General features: G+C 72.1%; 13 protein-coding genes. 5 read left to right on the forward strand and 8 right to left on the reverse strand.

The features are described 5' to 3' along the window. Positions 1 to 12: 12 nt before the first annotated feature. From ACZ6QO_RS35050 to ACZ6QO_RS35075, 6 genes are all read right to left on the reverse strand, one after another. Positions 13 to 5808, reverse strand: a complete 5796-nt coding sequence (locus tag ACZ6QO_RS35050; RefSeq protein ID WP_465857349.1) for a type I polyketide synthase — start codon at positions 5806 to 5808, stop codon at positions 13 to 15. Next, entirely contained in the window at positions 5805 to 6812 is a 1008-nt protein-coding gene (locus tag ACZ6QO_RS35055; protein WP_465857351.1) for an enediyne biosynthesis protein, read from the reverse strand. Before ACZ6QO_RS35055 ends, ACZ6QO_RS35050 begins: the two co-directional genes overlap by 4 nt. Before the next feature lie 5 nt (positions 6813 to 6817). Further along, a complete protein-coding gene (locus ACZ6QO_RS35060; protein WP_465857353.1) occupies positions 6818 to 8785 on the reverse strand; it encodes a CRTAC1 family protein in 1968 nt (655 codons plus the stop codon). After that, entirely contained in the window at positions 8782 to 9762 is a 981-nt protein-coding gene (locus ACZ6QO_RS35065) for a DUF1702 family protein (protein WP_465857355.1), read from the reverse strand. Before ACZ6QO_RS35065 ends, ACZ6QO_RS35060 begins: the two co-directional genes overlap by 4 nt. A 237-nt stretch (positions 9763 to 9999) precedes the next feature. After that, entirely contained in the window at positions 10000 to 10992 is a 993-nt protein-coding gene (locus ACZ6QO_RS35070; RefSeq protein ID WP_465857357.1) for a DUF1702 family protein, read from the reverse strand. 234 nt (positions 10993 to 11226) lie between these two features. Beyond that, complete coding sequence (locus ACZ6QO_RS35075) at positions 11227 to 11472, reverse strand: acyl-CoA carboxylase subunit epsilon (protein WP_465857359.1); 246 nt, start codon at positions 11470 to 11472, stop codon at positions 11227 to 11229. A 297-nt stretch (positions 11473 to 11769) separates the two neighbouring features. Between ACZ6QO_RS35075 and ACZ6QO_RS35080 the strand changes: the two genes are divergently transcribed. Next, positions 11770 to 12489, forward strand: coding sequence for a carboxymuconolactone decarboxylase family protein (locus tag ACZ6QO_RS35080; RefSeq protein WP_465857361.1), 720 nt, complete (start codon positions 11770 to 11772; stop codon positions 12487 to 12489). Between the two features lie 153 nt (positions 12490 to 12642). Here the strand turns inward: ACZ6QO_RS35080 and ACZ6QO_RS35085 are convergent, their stop codons facing one another. Then, positions 12643 to 13038 carry a nuclear transport factor 2 family protein gene (locus ACZ6QO_RS35085; protein WP_465857363.1) on the reverse strand — a complete coding sequence of 132 codons (396 nt, stop codon included), beginning with the start codon at positions 13036 to 13038 and terminating at the stop codon, positions 12643 to 12645. A gap of 279 nt (positions 13039 to 13317) precedes the next feature. Between ACZ6QO_RS35085 and ACZ6QO_RS35090 the strand changes: the two genes are divergently transcribed. The 3 genes from ACZ6QO_RS35090 to ACZ6QO_RS35100 all read left to right on the forward strand — a co-directional run bounded on the left by ACZ6QO_RS35090 (position 13318) and on the right by ACZ6QO_RS35100 (position 16104). Then, on the forward strand, positions 13318 to 13875 hold the full coding sequence (locus ACZ6QO_RS35090; RefSeq protein WP_465857365.1) for a carboxymuconolactone decarboxylase family protein: 558 nt from the start codon (positions 13318 to 13320) through the stop codon (positions 13873 to 13875). Between the two features lie 107 nt (positions 13876 to 13982). Next, on the forward strand, positions 13983 to 14549 hold the full coding sequence (locus ACZ6QO_RS35095; protein WP_465857367.1) for a hypothetical protein: 567 nt from the start codon (positions 13983 to 13985) through the stop codon (positions 14547 to 14549). A 4-nt stretch (positions 14550 to 14553) separates the two neighbouring features. Continuing rightward, a complete protein-coding gene (locus tag ACZ6QO_RS35100; protein ID WP_465857369.1) occupies positions 14554 to 16104 on the forward strand; it encodes an NAD(P)-binding domain-containing protein in 1551 nt (516 codons plus the stop codon). 37 nt (positions 16105 to 16141) lie between these two features. Here the strand turns inward: ACZ6QO_RS35100 and ACZ6QO_RS35105 are convergent, their stop codons facing one another. Then, entirely contained in the window at positions 16142 to 17296 is a 1155-nt protein-coding gene (locus ACZ6QO_RS35105; protein ID WP_465857371.1) for a carboxylate-amine ligase, read from the reverse strand. A 345-nt stretch (positions 17297 to 17641) separates the two neighbouring features. On the opposite strand from ACZ6QO_RS35105, the gene trpS reads away from it, so the two are divergent. Then, positions 17642 to 18763, forward strand: a complete 1122-nt coding sequence (gene trpS / locus ACZ6QO_RS35110) for a tryptophan--tRNA ligase (protein WP_465857372.1) — start codon at positions 17642 to 17644, stop codon at positions 18761 to 18763. Positions 18764 to 18843 lie beyond the last annotated feature (80 nt).

Here is an 18843-nt window from a genome sequence, read left to right on the forward strand (position 1 = left end):
ACTCCCCATGCCCTACGACCGCCCTCCGGTGAGGACGGCGAACACGACCGGGTCCGGGGCGTCCCGGAGGGTCGTGACGAGCGTCGAGACGTGGCCGCCTCCGCACGAGAGCACGGCCCAGGCGCCCCGCAGCGCGGGGGTGAGGGTGACCGGAGCGCTCGGCAGGATCCCGGCGCCGCGCAGGGCGCCGGCGGCGGCCAGCACGCGCGTCGCGGCCGTGTGGTACCCCTCGCCGGTCGCCGCGGCGAGCTGCTCGGCGAGCGGCGCGTGCGCGCCGAGCAGCTCGGCCCACTCCTTCGCGGTCCGCTCGGCGACCGTCTCGACGGCGGCGCCGGCCAGGCCCTCGGCCACGACGGCCAGGGTGACGCCGGCGCCGTGGGCGGCCGAGAGCGTGCGCCCGCCGTCGATCTCGGGCCGCCCGTCGGGGCCCTGGCGGACCTCGACGGCGTGGCCGAGGGCGCGCCCGGCGGCCACGGCGGTGCGGGCGGCGCGCGCGTCCTCGTCGTCGGCGCCGGTGTACGGCTCGACGGCGACGGCCGCGCGGACCCCGGTCAGGTCCTCCAGCGTGCGCTCCAGGTAGGACCCGAGCAGCGGGGCGACCCACGGGCCGCGGCCGTCCTTCTTGCGGACCGCCTGCAGGCGCAGGCCCTCCCACCGCTCGACGACCTCGCCCGTGGCGGTGCGCACGGCGATGTCGTAGATGTAGGTGTCGCCCTCGTGGAACCGCTCGGTCGCGCAGTAGCGCAGCCGTCCCGCGTCCGCCAGCGCGGCGCCGCCGGGCCAGATGCGCTCGATGCCGACCGGCAGCAGGGTCGCGTCGGGGACGCAGACCTGGTTGCCGTGCATGAGGGCGTCGCGCATGCCGGGGTCGCCGAGCAGCAGCTCGCCCGGCAGGAAGCCGGCGAACCAGTCGCGCGCGTCCACGGCCGCCACGTCGGCGTCGACGTGGCGCGCGGCGGCCCGGTGGTAGCCGCGCAGCCGGTGGAACCGGCCGCCCTGGAACAGCACGTCGCCGTACATCTCGGTCGGCGGGTCCAGCGGCACGGCCGGCAGGCCCTCGCCGATCTGGGCGGGCGGCCCGTCGGGGGCGCCCTGTTCGGTGTAGCGCAGCCGGGCGCGGAAGTGCTCGACCTCGAACCCGGTCTCCGCGCTGCGGATGGCCACCTGGACGGTGTCGTCGTCGGTGACGGTCGCGGCGACGCGCACGGTGGTGCTGCCCTCCGGCGGCACGATGATCGGCCGCAGGAACTCGGCCTCCTCGATGACCGGCGGGGTCTGCCTGCCCGTGGCGGCCGAGGCGACCTGCGCCATGGCCTCCATGCCGAACACCGCCGGGAACAGCAGGTTGCCGTCCAGCAGGTGGTCCGCCAGGTAGAGGTCGGTGCCGGCGTTCATCTCGGCCTCGGCGACCAGCTCGACGCCGTGGTAGCGGATGAGCGCCTTGTCGACGAAGCGCAGCAGCGGCAGCTCCGGCAGGTCGCGGCGGACGGTCTCGATGCCCTCGGTGCGCCCGCTGATCACCACGACCGGCGGGACGTCGGGGTCGGCGACGAGCCGGCGCATGATGCGCACGCCCTGGTCGGGCGCGATCGGCACGATGCCCTGGCGGGACAGGCCCTCGACGACCGACAGCTTCTCGCCCATGCCGACCTCCGACCAGACCGACCACTCCATGCAGATGGCGCGGCAGCCCTCGTTGGCCTCCCCCACCTCGCGGGTGAGGGACGCCATCCAGTCGTTGGCGGTGGAGTAGTGCGCCTCGCCGTGCAGGCCGGCGCGGCCGATGATGCTGCCGAAGGTCACCAGCAGGCGCAGCCGGTCCTGCTCTACGGCGTCCAGTACGTTGCGCAGGCCGTCGACCTTGGGGGCCAGGGTGCGCCGGAAGGCGGCCATGTCCAGCGTGGTGAGGCCGGCGGGCTCGTTGCGGCCCGCGCCGTGCAGCACCGCGGTGACCGGCCCGAGCGCGGCCTCCAGCTCGGCGATGCCGGCGCGCACCTGGGCGGCGTCGGTGACGTCGGCCCTGGCGTAGTGGACGGCGACCCCGGAGTCGGCCATCCTGCGCAGGTTGTCGCCCAGCTCGGCGTCGGCGGCCGGGTCCGAGCGGCCCAGGATGGCGAGCTTGGCCCCGCTGTCGGACGCCACGGCCAGGGCGCACTCGGCGGTGATGCCCTTGCCGCCGCCGGTGACGAGCAGGACGTCGCCTTCGCCCAGCGGGTGCTCGGCGCGGGCGGAGTTCACCGGCATGGCCCGCAGGGTGGGGACCCGCCGCACGCCGTCGGCGTCGTAGAACGCCTCGGCGAACCTGGTCGTCCCCGCCACCTCCTGCACGACCCAGCCGACCGCGTCGGGCGTCACCGGGACGTGCACGATGGTGGTGCGCAGGTGCGGCGCCTCCAGCTGCAGCGTCTTGGCCAGCCCGGCCGCGCCGCGGTCGTGCTCCACCAGGACGAAGCGGGTGCCGGGGGCGGCGGCGACGGCCGACTTCGCGCCGAGCAGCGCCTGCTCAAGGTGCTCCTCCGCGCAGCCGGGCGGCAGCACCACCAGGATGCCGGAGCCGACCTTTCCGCGTTCGAGCGCCTCGCGCAGCGGCACGGCGAGCGGGGAGTCCCCGGCCGTGTACAGCTGCCAGGGGCCGTTCTCCTGCGGGGAGGTGCGCGCCGGCAGCGGCAGCGCGTCCAGGTCGACGCTGAACGGCCGCGCCCAGGGGGCGGCGCCGGCCACCGCGGACGCGGGGGCCGCCTCGGCGGTCCCGCCGCCGGCGACCAGCGCGTCCAGCGCCTCAGACAGCTCGCGCAGGCTCGCGGTGGCGAGGTTGGTCGGCGCCTTGGACGCGGGCACGCCGAGCCGCTGGGTGGCCTGGTCGATGATGTGCATGACCGTGACCGAGCTGAGGTGCAGCTCGTCCAGCGGCCTGCTGTCCTCGCCGACCATCTCCAGCGGCAGCTCGGCCCGCTCGGCCGCGAGGCGGCGCAGCAGGTCGATGCTCGACTCGGCGGCGTCGCCCACCGGCTGCGGCGCCTCGCCGGCGACCGGCGAGGCCGGCGCGGCGGGCGCGGCGGCCCGGGGCTGCACGGTGCCGGTGATGCTGACCTGCGGCGCCTGCTCGGTCGGGTTCTGGAAGAAGGTGAACTCGGCGCCGACCTCCAGCGGCCGGACGAGCCTGCCGTGGAACAGCTCCTCGTGCACGATCGGCACGCCGGCGACGTACGCGGCGCCGGCCACCCTGAGCAGGCCGGTCAGCGACTCGTCGTCGGTGTCGAGCGCGAGCGCCGGCACGTCGGTCACCGACGCGGCCAGCCCGCTGAGCACCCGCCCGGGACCGACCTCGACGAGCAGGTGCAGGTCCTTGGCGGCGGCCTCGACGGCCTGGGTGAACAGGACGGGGGCGGTGATCTGGTCGCGCAGCAGGGCGCGCACGTCGGTGTCCGGCTGGAGGGTCTCCCCGGTAACCGTGGAGACGACCGGACGGGCCACCGGGCCGAAGTCCTCCTCGGCCAGGTAGGCGTCGAGGGCCTCGGCGGCCGGCGCCACCAGCGGCGAGTGGAACGCGTGGGACACCGCGAGCTTGGTCCACTTCAGCCCGGCGTCGCCGGCCTTGCGGCCGAACGCCTCGATGGCGTCGAGCGGGCCCGCGATGACGGTCTGCTCGGGGCCGTTGTACCCGGCGATGACGACGGGCAGGTCGCCGGCCAGCTCGGTCACCGTGTCCGGCGTCGCGCGGACGCTGGCCATGGTGCCCGAGGCGCTGTGCTCGGTCATGGCCCTGCCGCGGACGCCGGCGACGCGCAGCAGGCCCTCCTCGTCCAGCGCGCCGGCCCAGTGCAGCGCCGAGATCTCGCCGAGGCTGTGACCGACCGCGACGTCCGCCTCCACGCCGATCATGGACAGGGCGCGCAGCCCCGCCATCGACCCGGTGACGATGCGCGGCTGCGCCACGGCGGTGGCGACCATGTCGCCGCTGGTGGGCAGCGCCGCCTGGACGTAGATCTCCTCGACCTCGGCGAAGCGCCGGCGCAGCGCGCCGCCGCTGGTGCCCCGGCCCGATCCCTGGCCGGGGAACAGGAAGCCCACCCGGCCCGGCCCGTCGGCGTGGCCGTAGAAGGCCTTGCCCTCCGGGCTGAACAGGCGGGTCTCCCCCGCGTCCAGGGCGTCGAGCACGGTGCGCAGCCGCCGCTCGGCGTCCTCGGGCGAGGAGGCCACCACCGCGGCGCGGTAGGGCAGGTCGCGCAGGTCGCGCTGGAGGGTGGCGGCGAGGTCGGCGAGCTGGGCGTAGGACACCGTGATGACGAAGCCGGCCAGTTCGGCGACCCGCTCGCGCAGCGCCTCGGGGGTGGCCGCGTCGACGAGCAGCAGCTCGGCGTCCTGGAGCGAGGCGGCCAGGGTGCGGGTCCGCGTCGAGATCGGCGCCCGCTTCCTCGGGCCGTTCTTCTCCAGCACGACGTGGGTGTTGATGCCGCCGAAGCCCATGGCGGTGATGCCGGCGCGCACCGGGGCGCCGGCCGGCCACGGCTCGGCCTTGCGCAGCGCGCGCAGCGTCGCGCCGTCGCCGGACAGCACCTCGTGCGGCTCCACGCAGCCGATGGCCGGCGGGAGCACCTGCTCGTGCACCGCCATGGCGGCCTTGATGAGGCCGGCGACGCCGGCGGCGGCCTTGGCGTGGCCGATCATCCCCTTGATGGAGGTGACCGCCGCGCGGGTGGCCGATGGGTCGGCCTCGGCCCTGGCCTCGGTCAGCGCCCGCAGCTCGGTGGCGTCGCCGACCGCGGTGCCGGTGCCGTGGCCCTCGAACAGCTCCACGGTCTCGATGCCGAACCCGGCGCGCTCGTAGGCGCGCCTGAGCGCGAGCTTGTAACCGCTGACCTCGGGACGGGTCATGCCGCCCTTGCCGTCGGAAGAGATGCCGTAGCCGGCGACGGTGGCGTAGACGCGGCGGCGGGCCTTGACGGCCTCGTCCTCGCGCATCAGCACGATCATGCCGCAGCCCTCGCCCGGCCAGAAGCCGTTGGAGTGCCGGTCGTACAGCCGGAACTCGCTCTTGGCGAGCGCGCCGGTCTTGGCGAAGCCGACGATCTCGAACGGGTCGATGGACAGGTCGACGCCGCCCGCGATGGCCACGTCGATGTCGCCGTCCTCCAGCGCCTTGCAGGCCGTCGTGACCGACAGCAGCGAGGAGGAGCAGGCGCCGTCGACGATGTAGCCGCCGCCGTTGAGGTCGAAGTAGTTGCAGATGCGGCCGGCGATGGTGTTGGCGAGGCCGCCGGCCAGGGTGTCCTCGTCGATGCCGGGGAAGGGCGCCTTGTAGGTGGCCTCCAGGTCGGCGAGGAAGGTGGCGAGCCGGTCGTCGTCCCAGCCGAGCTCCTTGAGCTGGGCGGCGACGGTGCGGCGCACGTACGGCCAGCGCAGGCGCATCACGTTGGCGCGGGTGAACTCGCCGGTCAGGGTGTTGCCGACGACCACGCCCGTGCGGTCCCTGGGCAGGCCCTCCGCCCCGGGGAAGCCCGCGTCCGCCAGCGCCTGGCCCGCCATGTCGAGCGCGAGCCAGTGCGTCAGGTCGGTCGAGCGGTACGTGCTGCCGCCGATCTTGTAGCCGATGCGGTCGAACTCGTAGCCCTCGATGACGGCCGCAGTGCGCGCGTAGAAGGTGTCCGGGTGCGCCGGGTCGGCGTTCCAGTAGTCCTCCAGACGCATGCGCACGTCGGGCAGCCTGCGGAAGGCGCGGCGACCGGCGATGGCGTTCTCCCAGAGCTCTCTGGGCGACGCGGCGTCCGGGTACCGGCACGCCATGCCGACGATCGCGATCCTGGTCATACCGTGGCGACCTTCTTGTCCGCGGCGGGCACCTGGTCGACGGGGAACTCCGCCACCGCCTTGAGCGCCGCCTGGGCCTCGCGCTGCTCACGCGCCTTGATCATGAAGTGGGCCGACCAGAAGAACCCGCCGCGGATGGCGCAGACGCCGGCCACGGCGAAGAACAGCGCGTAGGAGATGTGGATGGCGGTGAGCACGCCGTACATCGCGGCCACGCCGCCGCCGAAGAGCACCTGGTTGATCGGCCGGGAGGGGCTGGTGCCCGGGTCGGTGATCATGTAGTTGCTGAAGAGCACGAACGCGACGCCGGTCATCATGCCGAGCGCGGCGGGGATCGAGGTGCCGAAGAGCAGGCCGCGCACGATGGACTGGAGGGCGAAGACGCCTACCCAGCCCATGATCAGCGGCATCCTGTTGGTCAGCTTGCCGTTCAGCATCGTGCCGCCGATGATGATCAGACCGGGGATGATCCAGTCGAACCAGGTGTCGGTGTGCTCGGTGAAGTGGTACGGCGGGGCGATGCTGGCCCAGGGGAAGACCAGCAGGATGACCGCGATGCCGAAGTTCGACGGGTTCATGTAGTGGCGCAGGCGGCCCTTGACCGGCGCCCGCAGCACCCACTTGGCGCCGACGGCGACCACCACGCCGAACAGGAGCACCCAGATCTGGTCGTTGACGTAGATCAGCATGTTCATCGCGAGGCTGGTGATGTGCGCCGGGTACAGGAACGTCAGCAGTCCCTTGAAGCCGCCGCCCTTGAAGCGCGGCGCGCGTCCCTCGACCTTGGCGCCGATGATCTCAAGGCCGATCTCGGTCGCGTAACCGGTGGCCAGGGCGATGAAGGGCCACAGCCACGGCTGCTCGAAGCCGAGCACGGTGTAACCGAAGATGTTGAAGACCGAAATCGAGATCGCGAAGTTGCGCAGGGCGGTGACCACTTTGGGGTCATGGCGCGGTGGCGCGGCGGGCTTGTTCTCGGCCGCGCTGGGCTTTGAGTCAGCCATGTCGATCACTTCTCCTTGGCCTGCAGGCCGAGCTCGAGCGAGTGCCAGCCCGTGGTGAGCTGGACGTCCTGGTCGTGCACCTGTCCGTTGCGGTCGCGCCACTGGATGTTCGCCGTCACCGGCCCTGTGACGTTCTGGCCGAGACCGATGTGCACGTCGGTGGACCGCCGGCCGGAGTGGCCGCTGCTGCCGTCGACCCGGGCGACGAACACGCGCCCGTCGGCGGTCTTCACGCGGACCTGCGCGCCGGTGACCGGGGATCCCGCGGCCGGGAGCGTGCCGGGAGAGGCGGGGGTGTCGCGCGTCAGCTTCAGGCCGAGGAAGGCGCCGGTCGCCGGGCTCTGGTTGGAGTAGAACACCGGCTCGTCCCACTGGCGGGCGACCGCGAAGTCGAGCCGGCCGTCGCCGTCGGCGTCACCGGTGGCGATGCCGCGGGTCGGCGTGGGGATCGCCAGGCCGAGATCCTTGGCCATGTCGACGTAGCGGCCCGAGGGACCCTTGACGAAGAAGTGCAGCGTCTGGTGCCCGCCGATGTCGTCGCCCGCGCGGGCGTTCGGCCACCAGAACGGGTTCTGCAGCAACTGGTCGTTGGCGGTGGCGAGCTCCTGCAGCTGCGGCCAGCGGTCGGTCTGGCCCTTGACGAAGCCGGTGGCCTGCGCGATCTGCAGGTCGCCGCTGTTGTTGAAGTCGGCCATCTTGATGTCCCAGCCCCAGCCGGACCACGCGGTGCCCGACGGGCCGCTCTCGTCCTTGAACGGCGCCTCGCCGGAACGCAGCTTCGCGGTCAGCTCGGCCTTGTTCGCGGCCGTGGCCATGTACTGGAAGTTGCTCTCCTCGATGCCCCACGAGGTGGTGATGTTGCTGACGAACATGTCGTACAGGCCGTCGTGGTTCAGGTCGCCGAAGTCGACGCCCATGCCCTTGAAGGAGTCGTTGCCGACCGACTTGGACTTGGGGATGATCGGCGAGCGGACGCCGGTGACCGGCGAGAGCTTGATGTGGCCGGGCGTGGACCGGTTGTAGAACATGCGGTCGGGGCCGAAGTCGTTGGCCAGGTACAGCTCGGGGAGCTGGTCGCCGTCCAGGTCGTTGGAGGCCGCGCCGAGCTCCCAGCCCTTGGAGGCGTCCTTGGGCAGCACGTCGTCGAGCTTCTGGTAGCTCACCGAGGGGGTGGCGCCGGTCGAGGAGCCGGTCCAGCGGAAGAAGTAGTCCTCGCCGCCGTTGAAGCCCTCGGACATCGAGTGGTTCATGTGCACGCCGCCCTCGACCGTCGGGTCCAGGACGGGGCTGTCGGCGAAGTAGTTGCCGATGAAGATGTCGTCGTGCCCGTCGCCGTCGAAGTCGGCGACGGTGGCCGCGTTGGTGTTCCACTGCGGGCCGGTGTACCTGCCGTTGGTGGAGTTGGCGCCCGGGACGAGCTCGACGGCCTGGTAGGCGGCGGCGTCCAGCCTGGTCGCGCCCGGCCTGGCCAGGTACACGATGGGCGTGCGGCCCCACATGTAGACCAGCAGGTCGATGCGGCCGTCCTCGTTGTAGTCGCCGGGGACGCAGCCCATCGGCGCCATGGTGTCGTTCATCGGCAGGCCGGCCGGGTTCAGCGCGAACGGCGCGTACCGGCTGCCGCCGGCGCCCGGCGTGGGCGTCACCACGGCCTGGTCGATGCGCGTGTCCACCAGGCACAGGTCGTTGGACAGCCCGTCGCCGTCGAGGTCGTTCATGGCGATGGCCGCGCCGACCGAGGAGATCCAGGCGTCGATGTGCTCGTAGTCCTTGTTCACCTTGCGGATCGTCTGCTGCTTGTAGCCGCTGGGCAGCGCGATGGACAAGGGCTTGAACGAGAACTTGTTCGCGATGGTCGCGGTCTCGGCCGCGGAGTAGGACGGCAGGCGGGCTATCGAGAAGACGCTCACGATCAGCGCGAGAGCGACGATTCCCGGTAGCTGTCTGCGCAGCCAGCCAAGGGTCGCGGTCACCGGCTAACACCTCCAAGAGAGACGAATTGGTCGGCGATGCGCTGCCGCCACACCTCGTAGGCCGGCACATCACCCTGGATCGGCTGGTCTGGGCGGGATTCGTTGCTGATCCGCGCCGCCTGCTCCGGCGGGACTCCGCAGAACACGCGCGTGGCGACCTCGGTGGCGGGCACCACCAGGCCGGGCCGCACCCGGGCCTCGGCGGCGAACGCCGAGCCCTGCGCGAGCTGGGGACGGTACGGGCCGGCCAGTTCGGCGAACCTGCGCAGCTCGTCCTCCTCGGCGCCGCAGGCGTAGGTCGCGGCCAGGCCGGCTCCGGCGTACAGGTCGCCGCGCCGGTGCTCGGGGAACTTGGCGATCAGCGAGGTGACCACCTCGACGTCGGTGCCGCCGACGAACCACAGGGCCCGTCCGACGCCCTGGTCGATGACGCGGTTGGCGTACTCGGACGTGCCGTCCTTCGGCCAGGGGAAGCGCGGGTCCTGGTACTGCCCGTGCACGTACTGCTCGGTGCGGAAGTAGGCCTGGTGGAAGCCGTAGCCGTCCAGCGCGAGCCACCGCAGCAGCGGGTCGGGGGCGTGCACCTTGGACCACAGCATCCGGGGCAGCCGCGCCATGGCCCAGCCGACGCCGACATAGATCAGGTACACCTGGCCGTCGCCCCGCCCGGCGAGGCTGCCGGCGACCTTGCCGCTCGTCGCGAGCGGCGTGGCGTCGAGGATGGCGTACGCCATGCCCGCGCCCTCGTAGGCGAAGCCGCGGAACCGGCGGGGGATCTGCTCCAGCCGCTCCTCCGCCTCGGCCGGCGTGCGCGCCTCGGCCGCGTAGGCGTATCCGGTGAGGAACATCTCACCGACCGCTTCGAGCAGGTCGCGGGCCTCGGCGTTCTTCACGTGGAAACCGCGCGTCGCGAGTTTCGTCTCCGAGACGTCAGGCGTGATAATACGCCGCCTCAATGACCTCAGCAGGCTGGCCAATTGCCTCTCCCTCCCCCGGTGGTTTCCCTGCTCCGCGGGATATCTTGTGCTTAGAATGTAGCCATATACGGTTACTTCAGGTCCACTTCAAACGTGCTCATCCAGCTGTGCCGAATTTCCGTCGGCGGGCATGCCGAAATGGCTCGCCACGCTATTCGGCAGACGATTCCCGGGTGCGGGAACGCCTTTTACACCGCCGTTTCACGGCGGCGTGGAAAGGGGTGGGCGCCGCGGGCGTCAGCCCGCGACGCGCTCCCCCGACGAGACGAAGTGCGCGCGCACCGCCCGCCGCCACAGCTCGTACGCCGGCACGGCGCCGGGGCCGGCCGTCACGGCGGTGGCGTCCGCGAGCGCGACGGCGGCCTCGATCGACAGCTCGGCCAGCACCGAGGCGGCCGCCTCGGTGTGCTCGGGAACGAAGCACGAGAAGTCACGCGCCTTGGCGGCGAAGACCACGCCCTGGGCCAGCTCGGGCCGGTACTCTCCCGCGGCGCGGCGCAGCGCGGCGAGCCCATCGGGCGTCGAGCCGCCGGCGAAGGTGGCGGCCAGCCCGACGCCGCTCCACAGGTCGGCCCGCCGGTCGGCCGCGAAGCCCTCGATCCGGGCGGCGACGCCGGGGACGTTCCCGCCGTGGATGAACCACAGGGCGCGGCCGATGCCCTGGTCGACGGCCCGCAGGAAGTAGCCGGGGGATCCCTCCCACGCGTACGGCGCGGGCACCCGCTGCTCGTCGACCCAGCGCCGGGTGTCGAAGTAGGCCCGGTCGAACCCGTAGCCGTCGACGGCCAGCCAGCTCATGGCCGGGTAGTACGCCGAGCCGGTGAGGTCGGGCATGACCTTCTTCCACAGCGGCCGGGGCAGCCGTGCCATGGCGAAGCCGATGCCGATGTAGGTGAGGAAGATGTGCGGCTGTCCGGGGCCGAGCAGCAGGTCCCTGGTGCGGTGGCCGCGCCCGCCGCCCATCGCGTCGAGCACGGTGAACGCCATGGTCGCGCCCTCGTAGGCGAACCCTCTGTGCTCCTGGTCGACCAGGGCCAGGCGGCGCTCGACCTCCCACTGGTCGCGCGCGTCGATGCCCCACTCGAATCCGCAGATCACCGCCTGCGGGATGGCCTCCAGCCCGCGCGTCGCCTCCGAAGGTGTGACGGGAAAGCCGCGCACGCCGAATGTCACATCGGCCAGCGATGGAGTCAGCACGAGCCTGCGCAGTGAACCGAACAGGGTAGGCATAATGCTCCTCGTCTTCGCCGTCAGCCGATGACGGTTCTTCACCCCCAACTGGACCATTTCATGGTGATATGCCGGATACTTCCGCGCCATCTCCCGTATTGCGAAGCTAAGTCATGATCTGTAATGGCACGCCTTACGGCGCTGGAAGATCGGCTGCGGAACGGCGCGAGGAGCGCGGAAAACACGTCAAGCCCCCGCGAATGCGGGGGCTTGGAAAAGCGGGCCGGACGAGGGTCAGCCGGCCCAGCCGCTGACCCGCCAGGCCGCGGGGCCGGCGCCGGGGACGGCCGGCTTGCGCGCCGTCCGCTTGCCGTCCAGCCAGACCGAGACGACCTCCGCCGGACCGGCCGCGTCGGCCGGGCGGGACTCGGACGCGGCGGCGGCCGAGGCGGCGCGCGCGGTCAGCACAGTGATCAGCGCGGCCAGCTCCTCCGCCGTCGGATTGCCGCGTACCACCTTCAGGTAGACGTCCTGCGCCACGTCGCCCTCCAGACTGGGATGACCGTCCTCTGAGCGTCACCTCCGGCCGGCGGCCGGCGCATCTTCTCGAATGCGCAGCTGCCTCCCGCACACGGGCCCGTCCCGGAACCGGGCCCGGACCCGGTGCGCACCCGGACCCGGCGTCGCCCGGGACGCGGGCCGTCAAGGGCGGCGGCCTGCAGGAAGCGGAAGCGCCCCGGCAGCTTGCTGACCTCCGATCCCCTGTCTCCGGCCCCCGCGGCGGACGCACAGTTGATTTCGCGAGCTGTAGTTGGCCGCCGAACGAAGGAATGGTTCATGTCGAACGCACTGGCACTACCCGTCCGCCCGACCGTGTCCGTCGACCTTGACGCCCTGCCCGACGACGCCGGGCTGTCATGCGGGCTGGAATGGCCGGCCCGGCCCCCGCTCGTGCCGCTGGGCGCGCCGAGCCCGAGCGAAGCGCACATCGCCCTGAACTCCGACGAGCCGGGGATCCGCGGGCTGTTCCGCTTCCGGCCCGAGGCCGCGTTGCCGTTGAACGCCCTGTCGGAGGTGCTGCTGTGCGGCGAGAGCACGCTGACGCGCGGGGAACGCGAGCTGATCGCGGCCTACGTGTCGGCGCTCAACCAGTGCCGGTTCTGTTTCTACACCCACGCGGCGTTCGCCGCGGTGCGCTCCCCCGACGGGATGTCGCTGGTGGAGCACGTGTGCGCCGACCTGTCGACCGCGCCGGTGTCGGAGAAGCTCAGAGCGCTGCTGGCCATCGCCGCGGCGGTGCAGGAGAGCGGGAAGAAGGTGACCGAGCGGCATGTGGCCGAGGCGCGGGCCGCGGGCGCGACCGACGTCGAGATTCACGACGCGGTGCTCATCGCGGCGGCCTTCTGCATGTACAACCGCTACGTCGACGGCCTGGCGACGTTCGCGCCGGACGATCCCGCGGTCTACGCCGCGCGGGCGCGGATGGCGAACGGCTACCTGGCCGTGTTCGCCGAGTCGCAGTCACAGGCGCAGTCGCAGGCGCAGTCGCAGGAATGACGCGGCGCACGGCCACCGCCCGGCCCGCGCGGCGCGGGCCGGGTGGTCGTCACGAAAGGCGGTCGTCACGGAAGGACCGCTGCCGCCGGGCCGCCGGCGCGCGGGCCGGCCCTGGAGGACGAAGAACGACGCGAACGACGCGCGGAACGCCGCCTACGCGAAGAACTCGTCGATGACGTGGGTGTCGTACGGGAAGCTCCACCGCTCGGTGATCTTGCCGTCCGAGACGTGGAACACGTGGACGCCGCGCTCGTCCAGCGACTTGCCGTCACGGTCGCCTCTGATGCGCAGCAACGCGGCGACGTGACCGTCGTCGGCGAGGAAGGTGTCGGGATCGTAGCGGAGCGAGTTGTCAGTGTGCGTGGCCAGTTCGGCCAGGTAGCCGAGCACCTGTTCCTTGCCGGTGTAGGTGCCGGCGAGCGGGCCGCGGCCCGGCACATGGAAGGAGACGCCTTCCGCGAGCAGACTGTCGCGGATGTAGTCCAGATCGCCCTTGGCGATGGCGTCGTAGATCTCGCGGACCGGGTTGACGTTGGGATGTTCGGACATGGAACGGCCTCCTCATGATGGTGCGGATCGTTTGGGGGCGACGTGGTGACGCTACGCCGACGCTTTACCCGCGAACAAGGGAGTAGCGACACACTTACCGTATGGCCATACCGGTGTGGACAACGGAATTCAAGGGGTGCCGTCAAGGGCATTAGGGGTGTCCGTAAATCCCCCATTGACAGCCGGGTGGTCAAATGACGAGCATGAACGTTTGTCGGATGGAATGCGCACCCGGGGCTGTGTGAGAGGCCTCTGATCCTTGACGGCGAGGGAACGACCATGCCCCACATCACCCTTGGCAACGACCACCCTGGCATCCGCGGCCTGTTCGGCTTCCGCCCCGAGACCGCCCGTCCCCTCAACGAACTGGTCGAGGTGCTGCTGCGCGCCGACGGCACGCTCACCCGCGGCGAGCGTGAGCTGATCGCCGCGTACGTCTCCTCGCTCAACAGCTGCCGCTACTGCTACACCTCGCACGCCCACTACGCCGCCGTCCAGCTCCCCGAGGGCATGGATCTGGTGGAGCAGGTGCGCGACGACCTCCACTCCGCCCCCGTCTCCGACAAGCTCAAGGCCCTGCTCGTCATCGCCGCGGCCGTCCAGCGCGGCGGGCGCGAGGTCACCGACGAGCACGTGGCCGCCGCCCGCGCCGCGGGGGCGACCGACCTGGAGATCCACGACACCGTGCTCATCGCCGCGGCCTTCTGCATGTACAACCGCTACGTCGACGGCCTGGCGACGATCGCCCCCGACGACCCGGCCTCCTACGCGGCGCGGGCCGAGCGCATCGCCGCGGACGGCTACCTCGCCCTGCTGGCCGAGGCGCAGCGCTCCTGACCTGCGCGCCGGTCCGCGCCGGCGGGCCGGCGCCCCCGCATCTCTCCGCCGCGCGGACCGCGACGGCCGCGCCCGGCGGCGACCGACCCGACGACCGCGGAGGAACCATGGCCAGTCAATCGAGCGCCTTACCGCACAGGAGCGACCTGCTGACGTCGCTGAACACCGACCACCACCGGCTCGGCCTCAACGTCTTCCTGTTCATCGTGCTCGCCCACTGGGCCGAGCACGTGGCGCAGGCCGTCCAGATCTACGCCCTCGGCTGGCCGGTCCCCGAGGCGCGCGGCGTGCTCGGGCTGCCGTTCCCGTGGCTGGTGACCTCCGAGTGGATGCACTACGGCTACGCGCTGCTCATGCTGGCCGGCCTGATCGTGCTGCGGCGCGGGTTCACCGGGCGCGCGCACACCTGGTGGAGCGTCGCGCTCGGCATCCAGGTCTGGCACCACCTGGAGCACCTGCTCCTGCTGCTCCAGGCGCTCACCGGCAACAACCTGCTGGGCCGGCCGGTGCCCACGAGCGTCGTCCAACTGCTGGTGCCCCGCGTGGAGCTCCACCTGTTCTACAACGCCGTCGTGTTCATCCCCATGGTGGTGGCCATGTGGCTGCACCGCCGTCCAAGGCCGGCCGAACGCGCGCGGATGAACTGCGGCTGCGCCGTCGCCGCCGCCACCTGAGCCTATGGCGACCAACGAACAGGACGGGCGCGTGCACCGCTATCTGATCATCGGAGCCGGCCCGGCCGGGCTGCAGCTCAGCTACTTCCTCAAGCGCGCGGGCGCCGACTACCTCACGCTGGAGCGCGAGGACGCACCGGGCGGGTTCTTCCGGCGCTACCCGCGCCACCGCAGGCTCATTTCGCTGAACAAGGTGAACAACACCGAGAAGGACCCGGAGATCCTGCTGCGCTGGGACTGGAACTCCCTGCTCAACGACTCCCCCGAGCTGATGTTCCCCCAGTACTCCAAGGAGTACCTGCCCTGCGCCGACGACCTGGTGCGCTACCTGGCCGACTTCCAGCGCGAGCACGCGCTCAACGTCCGCTACTCCACGCCGGTCGCGCGCGTCGAGAAGGCCGACGGGGTCTTCGTGGCGCACACGGCGGCGGGCGAGGTGGTGCGCGCCGAGTGCCTGATCGTCGCCGCCGGCTGGGGCGGGCCGTACATCCCCGACATCCCGGGCATCGAGCTGGCGACCGGCTACGAGGACATCGCGACCTCGGGCGACGACTTCACCGGCAAGCGCGTCCTGATCATCGGCAAGGGCAACTCGGCGTTCGAGACCGCCCACGCCATGCTCGGCGAGGCCGCGATCATCCACCTGGCCAGCCCCAGCCCGGTCAAGCTCGCCTGGACCACCAAGCACCCGGGCCACGTGCGCGGCCAGTACGGCACCCTGCTCGACAGCTACTGGTTCAAGACCCTGCACGGCGTGCTGGAGTGCCAGATCGACCGCCTCTGGCGCGAGGGCGACACCTACAAGGCCGCGATCACCTACACCCTCGCCGAGGGCGAGCGGGCGCTGCTGGAGTACGACGCGGTGATCCGCTGCACGGGGTTCACCATGGACACCGGCCTGTTCGACGAGTCCTGCCGGCCGCGGCTCGCCCCCAACGGGCGCATGCCGGCCATCCGCCCCGACTTCCAGTCGGCCAACGTCGACGGCCTGTACTTCGCCGGGACGCTCATGCAGGCCCGCGACTTCAAACGCGCCTCGTCGGCGTTCATCGACGGGTTCCGCTACAACCTGCGCACCCTGGCCGCCCTGCTCGCCGAACGGTACGAATCGACGCCCCTGGACCGGCAGGTGCTGCCGCCGGACGCCGACCGGCTGGCCGACGCCATGCTGGAGCGGGTGAACTACAGCTCGGCGCTGTGGACCCAGTTCGAGTACCTGTGCGACGCGTACGTCGTCGACGAGGACGCCGGGGTCGTCGTGTGCTACCGGGACCTGCCGGAGGACTACGCCGCCGAACGGTTCGCCGCCCACCCGCTGTGCTTCACCGTCACCCTGCGCTGGGGACGCGACCAGTACGAGGACGTGTTCGCCATCCAGCGGCATCCCACCCCCGACCGGGCGCACGAAAGCGCCTTCCTCCATCCGGTCGTCCGCGTCTGGCAGCACGGCGAACAGGCCGGCGAACGCCACCTCCTGGAAGACCTCCTGGCCCAATGGCGCGACCCGGTCCGCCATGTGACCCCGCTGAAGGAGTTCCTCGCCCCCTACCTGTGAGCCCCCTACCTGTGAGCCGGCCACCTGTGCGCCGGCGTCAGGGCGTCAGGTCTCCTTGCGGGACCAGGTGCTCGACGAGGTGGTCGACCACGTCGGTGAGCAGGTGGCGGCGGTCGTGGGCGGCCCGCTGGCGCGCCGCTCCCGTGCCGGTGGCGCACAGCCGCCGGAGCCGGTGCGTCACCAGCTCCAGGTCGCCGGTGGCCTCAAGGGCGGGGCGGAGGTGGTCGAGCAGCACCCCGGGCAGCTCGGCCGCGGGCCGCAGGCGGCCGGTGACGGGGTCGACGCCGTGCCCGTCCAGCCCGTCGCGGGCCGCCCGCCAGTACGCGACGCGCAGCCGCTCGGCGGCCAGCTGCGGCCCGGGGTCGCCGCGCTCCACCCTTTCGAGCGAGACCACGACCAGGGCCCGTACGACGGCCGCGAGCAGCGCGGACTCCTCGGCGGTGGCCGGGACGTCGGTCACCCTGACCTCCAGCGTCGGCAGCCGCGACGACGGCCGGACGTCCCAGAAGATCGTGCCGGGGTCGACCAGCGCCCCGGCCTCGGTGAGCGCGGCGATGGTCTCGTCGAACTCCCGCAGCGAGCCGAAGTACGGCGGCGGCCCGGCCACCGGCCACTTGCCCCACGACAGCGTCCGCCAGCTCGCGTAGCCGGTGTCCCGGCCGGCCCAGTACGGCGAGTTGGCCATCAGCGCGATGAGCACCGGCAGCCAGGGCCGCAGGTGGTTGCCCACCAGCACGGCCCGCTCGCGGTCGGGCAGGTGCACGTGGACGTGGCCCGCGCAGATGCTCTGCTCGTCGTGCAGCGCCCGGTAGTTCGCCATGCCCACCGCGTACCTGGCGTCGTCGGTGATCGGCGGCGGCACGGCGTCGCCGAGCACCGGGGTGCCGGACGCGACCAGCGCCAGCCCCTCGTCACGGGCCGCGGCGGCCACCGCGAGGCGCATCCGCCGCAGCTGGCCCTCCAGCTGCGCGACGCCCGCGCACGGGGTGGTCTTGGCCTCCACCTGGAACTTGGTGATCTCGGCGCAGACCTGCTCGCCCATCGCGACGGCGGCACGCCCCACCACCCGCGCACCCCAGGGGCTGACCTCCCTGGTCACCGGGTCGACGACCAGGTATTCCTCCTCCACCCCCATCAGCGGGCAGACCGCGTCGAAGGGAACGGGGTGCGGTGCGTCCACGGTGACCGTCATCGTGTGTACTCCAGGGAAAATCCGCCCGCCCGGCGGGCGCGCGTGCCGACTCCCGCCACGTTACCCATTCAGATCTTCGACGCACCGGCGTAAAGGGGGAACGTCCCCATCAGACCGGGGTGAGGCCGGTGGGGCCACGGTCACCGCGCCCGGACGGCGGGGGTTCGTTACACTTGCCGCATGCATCGTGTCGCGTGTCCGAGCTGGTGGCGCTCCTCGTAGGAGCGGCCATCTCTCTCGCACGCGTTCGGGCCGTTCGGATGGACGGCCCTTCGTGTTTCTCCCTGCCGACGGGCGAGGGCCGCCATCGCACCGAGCGGCCGCCCCACCCATCAGGAGGAACACATGACCAGCGGCATCGACACCGTCTCCCCCGCCGAGCCCGGCCGCGCGGCGCCGGCCCCTTCGGACGTCCTCGGCGTGCGCGCCGCCCAGCGTCGCAGCGCCGAGCTGGAAGAGCTGATCCGCAGGGAGCCCCGGCGGTTCCGGGTGTCGACCGGAGACCGTCCGACGGGCCGGCTGCACCTCGGCCACTACTTCGGCACCCTGCACAACCGCGTCCGGCTCCAGGACCTCGGCGTCGAGCTGTTCGTCGTCATCGCGGACTACCAGGTGCTGACCGACCGCGACATCGCCGACCGCCTGGTCGAGCGCGTGGAGGACCTCGTGCTCGACTACCTGGCCGCGGGCGTCGACCCCGCGAGAAGCACGATCTTCACCCACAGCGCGGTCCCGGCGCTCAACCAGTTGCTCCTGCCGTTCCTCAGCCTGGTCTCGGTCCCCGAGCTGAGCCGCAACCCGACGGTCAAGGACGAGATCGCCAAGTCCCGGCAGTCCTCCGTCAGCGGGCTGATGTTCACCTATCCCGCGCACCAGGCCGCCGACATCCTGTTCTGCAAGGCCAACCTCGTCCCGGTCGGCCAGGACCAGTTGCCGCACCTCGAACTGACCCGGGTCATCGCCCGGCGCCTGAACAACCGCTACGGCGCCGGGGGCGTCCCGGTGCTGCCCGAGCCGGAGGCACTGCTGTCGGCCGCTCCGCTGCTCCTCGGCACCGACGGCGCGAAGATGAGCAAGAGCCGGGGCAACGCCATCGCCCTGGCCGCGACCGCCGACGAGACCGCCAAGCTGATCCGCGGCGCCAGGACCGACGCGGAACGGCACATCACCTACGAGCCGGCGACCAGACCCGAGGTCGCCGGCCTGGTGCTGCTGACCGCGTTGTGCCTGGGCCGCGACCCGCACCAGGTCGCCGCCGACATCGGCGGCAGAGGCGCCGCGGCGCTCAAGGCCCTCGCCACCGAGGCCGTCAACGAGTTCCTGGCGCCGCTGCGCGCCCGCCGCGCCCTGTACGCCGAAGATCGCGGCCACGTCCGCCGGGTGCTGCGCGACGGCAACGAACGGGCCGCCGCCATCGCCGAGGCGACCCTGAACGAGGTGCGCGCCGCGATGAGGACGCTCTACTGACACCGGCCACGCCCACGGGCCGGCGGCGGTCGCGCGGCACCGCCGCTGCACCCGCGGAGCGCCGAGATGCGCCGGAGAAG

Source organism: Sphaerisporangium sp. NPDC049457, from assembly GCF_055586705.1.